This window comes from Prolixibacter bellariivorans ATCC BAA-1284, from assembly GCF_000621705.1.
Lineage (GTDB): Bacteria > Bacteroidota > Bacteroidia > Bacteroidales > Prolixibacteraceae > Prolixibacter > Prolixibacter bellariivorans.
On record NZ_JHXO01000009.1, the window covers coordinates 216,691 to 228,787 of the forward strand.

Genomic DNA, 12,097 nt, shown 5'->3' on the forward strand with positions numbered 1-12,097 from the left:
GTGTTAAAGAAAGCATCCGAATGCAAAATCACCGTCCTTTTTCAATTTCATCGAAGAATCAAGGGTGTTCATCGAAAAAAATTGCTTACAACGACCGGTTGATTTTACTTTGGTTACAGATTGTTTAACCAAAAAATTCAATTAGCCATGAAAACAAAACTGATCCTCTTAGCCTTCCTGCTGGCAGTAATCGTCAGCAGCTGTATCGTGAAGTCGCTCCATCCATTTTACAAGAAAGAGGATGTCATCTTCAAAAAGGAACTGGTAGGAACCTGGCTCGACCAGGAATCGAATAAATGGACCATTAAGCAAACAGTACATCATCCGGGTGGACCGATTCCGGGTAATCCGGCCGATTCGTTACAGAATAATTATTCAGTTTCATACACCGATAAAGATGGTACGTCGAAATTCATCGTCCACCTGTTTCAGCTCGACCATCAGCTATATGTCGATTTCTACCCGGATGATGTCAATGTTCCTGACCTGACCGCTTTTCACCTGGTGAAGGCACATAGCATTGCCAAAATAGGAATATCAAAAGACAGTTTGAGCATCAAATGGTTCAACGAAGCCTGGCTGGCTGATTTGCTTAAAAACAATAAAATCCGTATCTCACATGAAACTATTCACAAAAAGTATGTAGATGATTCCTATATCTTGACGGCATCGACCGATGAGCTGCAAAAGTTTCTGATAAAATACGGAAACGACCCGAATGCTTTTGTAGATCATCCCGGTGATAAAGACAAGGAAGAAATCATGTGTTATTATTTGAAACGGGTTCAGCAATGAACATAGACAAAATAAAAAACATCTACCGAAACAGGATTGTACAGCATATCCTGTTTTGGTGTGTTTCGTATTACGTTTTACTGAACCTGTTCACCCCTTCCGGGAAAATTGAAAAGATTGACATTATCTATACGGTCCTGTTTCTGGCTACCATCATTCCCGGTATCTATGTCAATTTATCCATTCTGATTCCCCGGTATCTGAGCAGGAAAAGGTATTTCATGTACGGAATACTGCTGGCCATAACAACATTGGCTACCGCCGGATTTAACCTGCTCTTTTTCGATAAATGGGTTAGCTACATTTTACCGGGATACTATTTCATTTCTTATTACGAGTTCTTCGATATCGTCAAATTTGTGGTAGTATTTGTCGGGATTACCACCCTGCTCAAGTTATCCAGGGGGTGGTTCGAACTCTCGGAAGCCCGACACCGACTGAACCAACTACAGAAAGAAAAAGTGGAAACTGAGCTAAAAGCATTGAAAGGACAAATCAATCCGCACTTTCTCTTCAACAGCCTGAACAGTATCTATTCGCTGGCCCTGAGCCATTCCGACAGAACACCGGAAATTGTATTGAAACTCTCCGATATCATGCGGTACATCATTTACGAAGCCAATGTCGACCGGGTTAAATTAACGAAGGAAATCAAATACCTGGAAGATTACATCGAACTGCAGAAACTCAGGACGGATAACCGGGCGACCATTACTTTTGAAATAACCGGTGACCCGGAAAACATCCGGATTGCCCCGTTGCTCTTCTTCCCATTGATTGAAAACAGTTTTAAACACGGCATCAAAGGTGCCACCAGCCAATCGTTTGTTTTCATCAACTTGCAAATGACTGGTGACCATGTAACTTTAATCGTCGAGAATAATAAAGGCATAACCGACAACGTGGAGAAAAAGGAATACAAAGGAATTGGATTGGCCAATGTGCAAAAGCGGCTTGAAATGATCTATCCCGGCGCCCATCAGCTAAAAATTACAGACGGGAACGAAACCTTCAAAGTGGAACTAACCATCACTCATGCCAAATGAAAATCAGCTGCCTAATTGTTGACGACGAACCCTTGTCGCAGGATGTACTGAAGAAATACATCGCCGATAGCCCGATGCTCGAACTGGTCGATATTTGTTTCGATGCGTTTGAAGCAAACGACAAGTTGCAGAACGACGATATTCAGCTCATTTTCCTGGACATCAACATGCCCAAACTTTCGGGTGTCCGGTTCGTCAAAACATTAAGTAACCCACCGCTCGTCATTTTTACCACCGCTTATCCCGAGTATGCCATCGAAGGTTTCGAGGTGGATGCAGTTGATTACCTCGTCAAACCCTTTTCATTCGAACGGTTTCTGAAAGCCATCAACAAGGCCGTCGAGAAAATCAGTTTTGCCAACATGAAGACTGCTGCCGGCAACCGGTTTGTTTTACTCAGGGCAGATAAGAAGGTATATAAAGTCAATTTCGACGACATCGACTATCTGCAATCGTTTGGCGACTACATAAAAGTATTCACATCCGAAGAATGCCTGATGGTTCACGAAACTGTGAAAAATATGCTCGAACAATTGCCTGCAGAAGAATTCCTGCGCATCCACAAGTCCTACATTATCGCGCTAAGTAAAATCCAGTACATTGACGGCAACCAGGTAAAGATAGCCGACCAGCTCATCCCGATAGGAGCCAACTACAAGGATGATTTGCTCAAGACCCTGGGCGATAAATAAAACGGTATAGAAATAAAAACAGGGAACCAACACGCCTCCGGGTTGATAGCCCCGTTCGACATGATTGATTCCCTGCTTAAGCGATGAAGCTTATCGCCTAAAATTCCTTATCACCTTTCAGGTCGGTCAGTTTGCCCTGATGGCACAACTGAAGTTCCCTCTTCAGCTCCGGCTGATTTCTTTTGGTCTGTTCTGCCGGGTCGAGACTGGTTAGGTCCGGTTTTCCCGCATTTACCCATGCCGTGTACCAGAAATCGGCTGTTTCCTTGATCGAACTCCGAAGCTGTTTCTCCACCATTCCATTCAACGCCTTGTTATAAGCACGGGCATAAGCCGCTGTATGGATAGGTTGATGATATTTGTTTCTCCTGATTTTGCCCGATGCATCTTTCTCGTAAACATCCCCTTTAAAGTGTTTCTTCAGTTCCCGGTCGGCCAGCAACAGCGTATCGGCCAACTGATGCGAATGGCGGAGAATCTTCCACACTTCCTGGTGAATGTTTTTAATATACTTTGCCTGACCGCAGTTGTAGTTGTATTGGTCACCAAACATTTCGGGCAGTTGCGATTCCCAGAAGGAATGAATCCCCCGCTGACCGGTCAACTGTCCATCATGATTCACCGACGTATGCAACGGCATATGAGCATCGCCGACATAGTGTCCAAGGTCAGCCGCAAGGTACAGTATCTCGTTTTTGCTCTTTTCCTTAAAGGCGGTGGTCAACTTCTTCATCATCTCCTCGATGTACCAGGGTAGTATCCCGTTCTTCTGTAGAAACTCCGGAGAATATTTCTCTTCGGCCTCCTTCATGGTAGCCGGAAGGCTGTCCATCGTTCCGTAACGCTCCAAATCGATATAATGCCTGGGTCTCTCGGCTTTGTAACGCAACGTATATTTCCGAACATCCGGAATAGTCGATTCCGTTGTCATAAAATCGATATGATTGAAAAAGAACGCCTGCATGGGAGCAGGAAGCGCCATTACAGCAGCGCGATTGATGTGTTCATGGCCGAATGTGCCCCATGCCATGAGGAAGGGAGACAAAACCAAAAAGGGAATAATCCGGCTCCAATAATTTTTCAAAAAACGTTTCATTTGTAACTCTCCTATTTATACTTACTTCGTTAAGGTAACAATGGGGCGACCTGTACAGGCATTGGGCGCATCGATATTCAGGAACGCAGCAAGAGTCGGGGCAATATCAACAGTATGCACCGGTTTCGAAGTATAGCCCGGCTTGATGTGCCAGCCATACCAAAGCAACGGTACGTGAGTATCATAGCTGTAAGTGGTTCCGTGCGATGTTCCGGTATGTGGGTAATCCCCCAGCCATTGCGGGTCAAGCAGAATGGAGACATCCCCCGAGCGTTTCACGTAAAAACCATTCTGTATGTACCGGCCCGATTGATTTTGCAGGGTAGCTCCCGTCAACTGCTCAGCTGTATAAGCGTTGGCAACTCCTTTAAAGGTCTGAGCATACCGCGCGATTTCCTTAGCAACAGCGTTGATACCAATTTGCTTTTTATGTATCTCCGGATGATTCAGGTACACCTGATCGTTGATGATGTAGGAAACCAGATTGCTATCGTTGTACATGGCAGCCAGATGTGCTTTTAACTTCTTATCAAAATCTTTGAAGCTGAAGTAACCGGCATCCATTTTATGGTCCATCAACTGCTGAGGCACGTATGCGGCACCGTGATCGGCCGTCAGAAAAAGCAGGTAGTTATCTTTTCCGTACGTTTTGTCCAGTACACTAATCAGCTGCGCCAGGTCGCGGTCTAACCTCAAATAGGTATCTTCCAACTCAACCGACTGAGGCCCCATTTTATGGCCGATATAGTCGGTCGACGAAAAGCTGACCATCAGGAAATCAGTATTGTTACCCTTACCTAAATTGGCTCCCTTTAATGCGGCAAGGGCCAGGTCCTTCGTTAGCGAATTGCCAAACGGGGTAGAGCGGATGATGCCGTAATTGTTTTTGCTGTACATTGCCGGCAGGTTATGCGGAAATACCGGTTTCGTTTCTCCCTTGTACAATCCTTCGTAAGGATTATCATCCGGCGCACTCTCGGTATACTCGCTAATGGGCAGAAGCGTGTTCCAGGGTTTCGATAAATACTTCTCCGGAAGTTTCTGCGCATTGAAATCACGCACCCATTTCGGCAACTCGTTCATGTAGTAGGTCGAGGTGACAAAATTTCCGGAGCTAGGATCGAACCAAAAGGCTCCGCTTGCCAAATGGCCTCCCGGTAAAATCGCGGCGCGGTCTTTCAATGATATGGAAATGACTTTTGATTTCATGTTGGAAAAGAGCCGTGCTTCGTCACCAATGGTTGAAGCCAGCATGTTGCGCGGCGACATCTTGCCCACATCAGCCGAGTTACTTCCTACTGTTTGAACTGATGCATCATCAGTAACGTACATGGTTTTACCTGTTGTGCGGTTGTACCAGTTGTTACCGATGATTCCGTGATAAGCCGGTGTAGTTCCGGTGTAAATTGATGTATGTCCGGGGCCAGTGTAGGTAGGGGCATAATTGAAGTTGGCGTCTTTGCAGTTAAAGCCTTGGTTCATGAGCTTTTTAAAACCGCCGTCCGAAAACTTGTTGTAGTATTTGGCCAGGTAGTCGTATCGCATCTGGTCGACCACAATACCCACGACCAATTTGGGATGTTTTAATGCAGAGGGTTGCCTGGTTTGTGCTTTTGCCTCTGCATGAATCGCCGTTAGCAGGAATACAGCGATGCTCGTTATGACAAGTTTCATTGTTGAAAATTTAGCGTTCGTCTAAGATTTCTGGCTCCAAAACTAAACTAAAGTTGCAACAAACGCTCCTTATTAAGAATTATTTAAAATAATAGTCCCCTCTACAAAGCACACGCCCAACACGGATACTCACAACAAATTCGCTGGTAACAAAATTGTTAAGATGAGATACCGGAAGAGAAAGGGAAATACCATTGAAAATTAGTGTCCTCACCGAATATGACCAAAAGATGAATACACGATGACAAAAACATGTCAAATTCGTTCTTTTCATTTTCAGCGTTTCCTTTACCTAATTTGGTAATTCTTCCGCCTCATTACTAGCGAAAAATCACTAATTTGTATGTCATTAACTAACTGACACAAAAAACAAACCATGAAAAAGATAGCATTCGTATGGGCGATTTTCATTCTGTCACTAAACCTTTCATACGCACAAAATAACCGGGATACACTGTTCACGCAAATCGGTCATTCCGTACAGATTGAGTCCGGCATATTGAACCAGACCAAAAAGGTATTCATTCATCTTCCCTTTAAATTTGACAAAAGCAAAGAATATCCCTTAGTCGTACTGGCCGATGTTATGGCTTTTAAGCCCTTGTCAAGTATCACAGAAATCATGGCTTATAACCGGACCATTCCTTTTTGTATTGTTGTATGTGCCGTTCCAACAAACGCACAAAATGACTATTCTCCAATTATTGATGACACGTCGGATGCCATAAACGGAGGAAAAACAATGGCTTTCTACGAAAAAGAACTCTTCCCGTATTTAGCGTCGAAGTATAACATTTCAAAGAAAATTATCTGGGGACAAAATTATTCCGGCATGTTTACCACCTTCATCTTATTGTCAAGGCCGGGTTTGTTTGACGGATATCTTTCCGATGTGCCCCGAGTGGACTTGTTGAAGAAAGAGATCGAACGCGAAAACTGCTTTGCTAATCTGGGTAATGACACCGTTTTCTATCAAGTTTCATGGACCACCTTAAAGAATAAACCTGCGGGAATGAATAACCTCTTGAAGAAACTTGAATCGGATGCCCCTGATAACCTGAAATGGACTTATACAGCGGAAAGCGACTCCATAATGATTACCCATATCCTGACCAATTACACATACGGTCTTAAAGCCTTTTTCAGGGAAATGGAATAGCACCACGCCAAAGTTTTGCACTTCGTTTTTAATGAAAAATCGCTAATTTGAGCCAAAATCAAACTAACAAGACGAAGATGAATCAGAAGAATCACAACAAAGGAATCAAACGCCGCGACTTTTTGAAGACCAGCGCTGCGTTTGCCGGAACAGCCATGTTCATGGGGATGGGAACATCGCGATTATTTGGCGCACCCGGTCTGCCGGAAAGCTCTATTGAAAACGTCACGCTCAACAATGGCGTCAAAATGCCCATCCTCGGTTTTGGAACCTACGGGCTGAATGGTGAAGTATGCAAGGATAGCGTTGCCGATGCGCTCTCGCTGGGCTATCGCCTGATCGACACCGCAACGGTTTACCGGAACGAAGAATTCGTTGGTGCCGGAATTAAGCAAAGCGGGATAAAACGGGAAGAACTGTTTATCACCTCCAAGGTGTGGGTTGACGATTCGGGTTATGAAAAGGCGAAGATAGCCTTCGAAACATCACTGAAAAAGTTGGGAACCGACTATCTGGACCTCTATCTTATTCACCGGCCACGGGGCGATGTAAAAGGTTCGTGGAAGGCAATGGAAGAGCTGTATAAGGAAGGCAAAATCAGGGCCATCGGAGTCAGCAATTTCGAGCCACACCAGCTGGATGAGCTGATGGCTGATTTTGACGTTACACCAGCCGTCAATCAAATCGAATCGCATGCGTTCTTCCAGCAGAATAAAGCCAATGCCTATATGAAGCCCCACAAGATTCAAATGGAAGCCTGGGCTCCTTTGGCAGAAGGCCGCAACGGACTCTTCACCAACGAAACACTGGCAGCCATTGGCAAAAAGTATAACAAAAGCAATGCGCAGGTGAGTTTACGATGGCATTACCAGCGAGGCATCATCGCTATCCCTCGCTCATCTCAGAATGCGCACAGGATGGAAAATCTCAACATTTTCGATTTTGAGTTGAGTGAATCCGAGATGCAAACCATTGCCCCACTCGACCTGAATAAGACGCAATTCCCCGAGTGGAGCTAAAATAGCATTCAACAACCCGTTGTGTGAAATTCAAGGCTGTCATGATTTTTCAGTCCTTTTAGCCCCGACTGTTCGGGGAGGGTAAAAAGCTTGATTTTTTGCTGGGCAAAAGCAGTTTCACACAGCGGGTTTCAATAAAAAGAGCAGACCGAAAAAAGCCAGATGAACTTACCTCCCTACGCTATTTTCCCGAATATTTCGGGTGACAAAGTCTCGTTGCGCCAAATTCAACCGTCCGATATTCCGGCCATTATTGACATCTCGTTCTATGACGCCGTCAAAGCTTCAACCACGGAAGAAGCAATGGAAATGCAGGAGAAAATCAATCAAGACTATGAGCAGCGCAAATCCATCCATTGGGGCATTTTCGACAATGCATCCGGCGATATCGTCGGTACGTGTGGGTTTTACCGGGGATTTCCCGAGGATGCAGGAGAACTCGGATGTGTTTTGTTGCCTCAGTTCCGGGGACAAGGTTTTATGACCGCCGCCATGCAGTTAGCCATCGACTTTGGCATCGGGCACATGAAGCTCCGACGCATCTGGGCGGCTACCGCAACCGAAAATCATAAAGCAAGGAAGCTATTCGAACGACTCAACTTCAAAGAAGTAAGAGAACTACCAGATGGAGAAGTTGAGCTGGAGTTGGTGCAAGAAGCCTAATTGTCGATAGATAGTCTACTCACCCAACCCTCTCTAACATAGAGAGGGCTCAGGACACTGCAAATTCTCAAGGACTTAAGTCCACCAGCAAAGCTATTGGAACCAAACGTCGATTCAACCACCGGCCAAGCCCCTCTTTACTTGTAGAGAGGGGTAATTCAGACGCAGTCTGGATGGAGTGAGTAGAACACCAGCCATTTCCGGCTGCACAATCTTTTCTACTCATCCCAACCCTCTCTAACATCGAGAGGGCTCAGGACACTGCCTTATATCGACGCCTAAATTTAAAACGAGAATCCTGTTCAGAAACGACCAATTAGAATAAAAACTACATCGGAGCACCAACTTGGCCGCTCTTTACTCGTAGAGAGGGGCAATCCGGCCACAGGTCGGATGGGGTGAGTAGATGATACCTAAATAAATTGCTCGATTCTTTTCAGCACCTGCCCCAAACTCTTACACTCTTCATTCTTTAATCTCAGAACATGCAGTCCATTGTGTCGTAATACTTCATCACGGTTATTATCATATCCTTTTTGAAAATCGTGAATTCGGCCGTCAACTTCTATTGCCAGCTTTTTCTCTGCACAATAGAAATCTGCGATAAAGTACAACGGATGCTTATTATCGTCAATTTGGTATACAATAGGATGCTGCCGAAGGAACTTAAGACCATGAAATTTCCGGTTTCGCAAAACGCTCCATAAAAGCTTTTCTTCATCCGTCATACTTCTCCTTAGCCTTCTGGCCCGTTTGATAAAATAATTGTCGCTCATATATAGTCTGGTTTAATAAAGTCAAGTTATGAAATAAGATCTACTCACCCAACCCTCTCTAACATAGAGAGGGCTCAGGACACTGCAAATTTTCAGGGACGTAATTCCACCAGCAAAGCAATTGGAACCAAACGTCGATTCAACCACCGGCCACGCCCCTCTTTACTTGTAGAGAGGGGCAATTCAGACGCAGTCTGGATGGGGTGAGTAAACGTCAACCGTCTCAGGCTGCACAAATACTTTCTACTCACCCAACCCTCTCTAACATAGAGAGGGCTCAGGACACTGCAAATTCTCAGGGACTTAATTCCACCAGCAAAGCAATTGGAACCAAACATCGATTCAACCACCGGCCAAGCCCCTCTTTACTTGTAGAGAGGGGCAATTCAGACGCAGTCTGGATGGGGTGAGTAAACGTCAACCGTCTCAGGCTGCACAAATACTTTCTAGTCACCCAACCCTCTCTAACATAGAGAGGGCTTAGGAAACTACATGATTTCAAGGACTTAATTTCACCAGCAGAGCTATTGGAACCAAACGTCGATTCAACCACCGGCCACACCCCTCTTTACTTGTAGAGAGGGGCAATTCAGACGCAGTCTGGATGGGGTGAGTAAACATCAACCGTCTCAGGCTGCACAAATACTTTCTACTCACCCAACCCTCTCTAACATCGAGAGGGCTCAGGACACTGCAAATTTTCAGGGACGTAACTCCACCAGCAAAGCTATTGGAACCAAACGCTGCTCCAACCACCGGCCAAGCCCCTCTTTACTATCTTTTCCCGAGCTGTCACACACATCATATACACTGGTTTTCAACAAAGAGCAAAAAAAACAACAACTTCCAGCCACTCGGTTTTCTGCTAAGATTTCGCTAATTTGAACTACATAAAACCGACGAATGGAAATGAACCATGCCATATTACTAAATCAGCACAGAAACGAGAATTAGATGACAGATAACCAAACAAATAAACAGCCACCCAAAATATTAAGTTTCATAAAAACGTTGCTTCAAATCATCCTTTATATACCCATTCAAATAATCTTCATTCCTGTTGCTATTATTGGACTAACAGATGGAATTTACAAGGGGATAATAAAAAGCAGGAAAATGGGGGTCTCTTTCTCGGCATGCCGCTCGCTTCAATACAAATGGTTCATGCATTATTTTAATATCAGACCGGATCCCCTTTCCATTGCATTCACAAAAAAGTTTCCGTGTGAATCACATTTTGGTTTGTTGTCGACTTTTGGAGCTCTTATCATTTCTCAACGGTTATTCGGTTTCACCACCAGGTTGGGAAAAGTCGATGAGAAGGGTGAAGAGACCTTTATTTCCTTTGCTGGTCCACGGGTGCTCATGTTCGACTGCATAATGGAAAAATATATTGATGAAATGGAGCAGCTTGTCCTTCCGGGAGCTGGCTTTGATCTAATCGCGTTGCAATTTACGAAGGGGAAGAAAATAAAGGTCTTCGAACTCGACCAGGTTAAAACACTGGATGTTAAAGTTGAAACATTGGAAAAAACCGGCATAAAGCATGATTGGATTACCTATATCCCGGTTGATTATTCAAATGAATCCTGGGTTGATAAACTATTAGGAGCTGGCTTTGATAAAACTAAAAAGACCTTGTTCCTTTGGCAAAGCGTCTCTCTGTTCTTGGAAGCTGAGCTTGTCAAAGAAACACTTAGGGAAATGGCTGATTTATGTGCAGATGGAAGTATCATCGCTCAAGACTTTTATTCCCAGGCATTCATATCAGGTGAAGCTTCAAAAACAGTTAAAAGAGCTGCAAGAATGATAGAAAAAAGGGAGCCCTGGAAATTCGGAATTGATATGAGAAATGAGCCTAACGCAGCCGTTGAATCATTTTTAAATGAATGTGGATTAAGAATGACAGGAATAAGCCAGTTCGGAGAGAAACTGGGTATCGAACCATTTTACTGTATTGTTGAAGCTGAAAAGCTGTAAATAAAAAAAGTAAGCCCGATAGGATATTACCCCATAAGCTCTTCTTGTGCCCTAAAAAACCCTCTGAAAAAACTTCTACGTTTCTCTTGCCATCTTTCTAAGTAGAAAGGTGGATCACTTCTAAGTAGAAGTTTCCGAAAAGAACAGTAGAAGTTTTTGAACTTATACGTAGAAGTTTTGGGCGACAACTTGAGAAGGCAAAAACAGGAACAAAATAACGAGAAAAAAACTCCCGGAACTGGCGGGTTCCGGGAGCACTTCAGCGGATTAACGGGGAGTGAACGAAGCCTTGGCAACGGCCTCTTTCATCCCCTTACCGGGACGAAACCGGATGTTCACCGCTTTGATTTTATCGGCGGTACAATCGGCCTCCGTGTCAGCGCCGTCGCTGCTAAGGGTTAGCTGGAACGAACCCCAGTCGCCCATCTGCACGGTGTAACCGTCGAGCAACGAGCTGATGATAACGGCTTTTACCTCGTCCAGCACCAGGCTGGCTTCCCCACGACTTAAAGTCGTGTTCTTACTAAGCGCTTCAGCTATTTCCTTTTCACTTTTCTGCCCTATCCGTTGCGGGACGATGTACCATTTTTTCGGAGCTTGCAGGTCCCGTGGATTAATCCGCTGAACCTTGCTATATAATATAGACATAATAAAGGTTTTAAAGATGAATGAAAAATCCGGTGATAGCCCGGAAATGATAAGATGGCAGGCAAAAAAGCAGGTCGGCTAGCCGCGCTCAGGTACTCCACTCACGACGAACAGATACCGGCATGGAATTACGCAATGTGGTCGCAAGTGGAGTTCGGCTTTCGATTTAGTGGTCATAATCTGTTGGTTTCTTTCGGGATATAAATTAGCAATAATTCTTCGAATCATACCCTCAAACTGCCGAATAACATATCAAAATGTTTGAAAAAGAAATCTTCTGCTCTGCTTCCACTCCGCCCCTCCGGGTCTTTTTCTGACTGGTTATCAACTTTAAGTTAATAAATACCTGCTACCATGCGATGGGGATATGATATGTTTTTGCTAATTTGAACGTCGTAAAACTGACGGATGGAATTAAGCCAAACCATACAACGGAATCTAAAACCCGGAAGAATATCGATTCAACATAATAGGTGTTGTTATACCCCTGATTTGGGTAGTGTAACAACACCTGGAAATTTGTTAAAAGAGAAATAACAACCATAGGTG

The 12,097-nt window shown here is 44.4% G+C and carries 11 protein-coding genes; 7 read left to right on the forward strand and 4 right to left on the reverse strand.

Annotation, left to right across the window (positions count from 1 at the left end):
- Positions 1 to 147 precede the first annotated feature (147 nt).
- From T426_RS0112660 to T426_RS0112670, 3 genes are read left to right on the forward strand one after another with little or no spacing between them, the layout of a single operon-like run.
- A complete protein-coding gene (locus tag T426_RS0112660) occupies positions 148 to 795 on the forward strand; it encodes a hypothetical protein (RefSeq protein ID WP_027585791.1) in 648 nt (215 codons plus the stop codon).
- On the forward strand, positions 792 to 1,841 hold the full coding sequence (locus T426_RS0112665) for a sensor histidine kinase (RefSeq protein ID WP_027585792.1): 1,050 nt from the start codon (positions 792 to 794) through the stop codon (positions 1,839 to 1,841). The genes T426_RS0112660 and T426_RS0112665 overlap by 4 nt, the downstream gene beginning before the upstream one ends.
- On the forward strand, positions 1,838 to 2,533 hold the full coding sequence (locus T426_RS0112670) for a LytR/AlgR family response regulator transcription factor (RefSeq protein WP_027585793.1): 696 nt from the start codon (positions 1,838 to 1,840) through the stop codon (positions 2,531 to 2,533). Before T426_RS0112665 ends, T426_RS0112670 begins: the two co-directional genes overlap by 4 nt.
- A 97-nt stretch (positions 2,534 to 2,630) precedes the next feature.
- Here T426_RS0112670 and T426_RS0112675 read toward each other — a convergent pair whose 3' ends face one another.
- Both T426_RS0112675 and pafA read right to left on the reverse strand, forming a co-directional pair.
- Positions 2,631 to 3,617, reverse strand: a complete 987-nt coding sequence (locus tag T426_RS0112675) for a zinc dependent phospholipase C family protein (protein WP_027585794.1) — start codon at positions 3,615 to 3,617, stop codon at positions 2,631 to 2,633.
- Positions 3,618 to 3,650: 33 nt separating this feature from the next.
- Positions 3,651 to 5,303 carry an alkaline phosphatase PafA gene (gene pafA / locus T426_RS0112680; protein ID WP_025863929.1) on the reverse strand — a complete coding sequence of 551 codons (1,653 nt, stop codon included), beginning with the start codon at positions 5,301 to 5,303 and terminating at the stop codon, positions 3,651 to 3,653.
- 376 nt (positions 5,304 to 5,679) lie between these two features.
- Here pafA and T426_RS0112685 point away from each other — a divergent pair, with 376 nt between their 5' ends.
- The 3 genes from T426_RS0112685 (at position 5,680) to T426_RS0112695 (ending at position 8,144) form a co-directional block, all read left to right on the forward strand.
- Positions 5,680 to 6,462: an alpha/beta hydrolase-fold protein gene (locus tag T426_RS0112685; RefSeq protein ID WP_025863928.1), complete on the forward strand. Its 783-nt coding sequence runs from the start codon at positions 5,680 to 5,682 to the stop codon at positions 6,460 to 6,462.
- A 77-nt stretch (positions 6,463 to 6,539) separates the two neighbouring features.
- Positions 6,540 to 7,481 (forward strand): aldo/keto reductase, encoded by a 942-nt coding sequence (locus T426_RS23635; RefSeq protein WP_027585795.1) that lies wholly within the window; start codon positions 6,540 to 6,542, stop codon positions 7,479 to 7,481.
- Between the two features lie 162 nt (positions 7,482 to 7,643).
- Positions 7,644 to 8,144, forward strand: coding sequence for a GNAT family N-acetyltransferase (locus T426_RS0112695; protein ID WP_025863927.1), 501 nt, complete (start codon positions 7,644 to 7,646; stop codon positions 8,142 to 8,144).
- A gap of 413 nt (positions 8,145 to 8,557) precedes the next feature.
- On the opposite strand, the gene T426_RS0112700 is transcribed toward T426_RS0112695, so the two are convergent.
- Complete coding sequence (locus tag T426_RS0112700) at positions 8,558 to 8,920, reverse strand: endonuclease domain-containing protein (RefSeq protein ID WP_025863926.1); 363 nt, start codon at positions 8,918 to 8,920, stop codon at positions 8,558 to 8,560.
- Positions 8,921 to 9,874: 954 nt separating this feature from the next.
- On the opposite strand from T426_RS0112700, the gene T426_RS0112705 reads away from it, so the two are divergent.
- The gene (locus T426_RS0112705) at positions 9,875 to 10,900 is read left to right on the forward strand and encodes a class I SAM-dependent methyltransferase (RefSeq protein WP_025863924.1); all 1,026 of its coding nucleotides are present in this window, start codon (positions 9,875 to 9,877) and stop codon (positions 10,898 to 10,900) included.
- A gap of 267 nt (positions 10,901 to 11,167) precedes the next feature.
- On the opposite strand, the gene T426_RS23640 is transcribed toward T426_RS0112705, so the two are convergent.
- Positions 11,168 to 11,548: an HU family DNA-binding protein gene (locus T426_RS23640; protein ID WP_036985438.1), complete on the reverse strand. Its 381-nt coding sequence runs from the start codon at positions 11,546 to 11,548 to the stop codon at positions 11,168 to 11,170.
- Positions 11,549 to 12,097: the final 549 nt, after the last annotated feature.

Coding starts and splice junctions, on each gene's coding strand:
- pafA (WP_025863929.1), bottom strand. CDS start 5,303: ATGAAACTTGTCATAACGAGCATCGCTGTATTCCTGCTAACGGCGATT.
- T426_RS0112700 (WP_025863926.1), bottom strand. CDS start 8,920: ATGAGCGACAATTATTTTATCAAACGGGCCAGAAGGCTAAGGAGAAGT.
- T426_RS0112665 (WP_027585792.1), top strand. CDS start 792: ATGAACATAGACAAAATAAAAAACATCTACCGAAACAGGATTGTACAG.
- T426_RS23635 (WP_027585795.1), top strand. CDS start 6,540: ATGAATCAGAAGAATCACAACAAAGGAATCAAACGCCGCGACTTTTTG.
- T426_RS23640 (WP_036985438.1), bottom strand. CDS start 11,548: ATGTCTATATTATATAGCAAGGTTCAGCGGATTAATCCACGGGACCTG.
- T426_RS0112660 (WP_027585791.1), top strand. CDS start 148: ATGAAAACAAAACTGATCCTCTTAGCCTTCCTGCTGGCAGTAATCGTC.
- T426_RS0112705 (WP_025863924.1), top strand. CDS start 9,875: ATGACAGATAACCAAACAAATAAACAGCCACCCAAAATATTAAGTTTC.
- T426_RS0112685 (WP_025863928.1), top strand. CDS start 5,680: ATGAAAAAGATAGCATTCGTATGGGCGATTTTCATTCTGTCACTAAAC.
- T426_RS0112695 (WP_025863927.1), top strand. CDS start 7,644: ATGAACTTACCTCCCTACGCTATTTTCCCGAATATTTCGGGTGACAAA.
- T426_RS0112670 (WP_027585793.1), top strand. CDS start 1,838: ATGAAAATCAGCTGCCTAATTGTTGACGACGAACCCTTGTCGCAGGAT.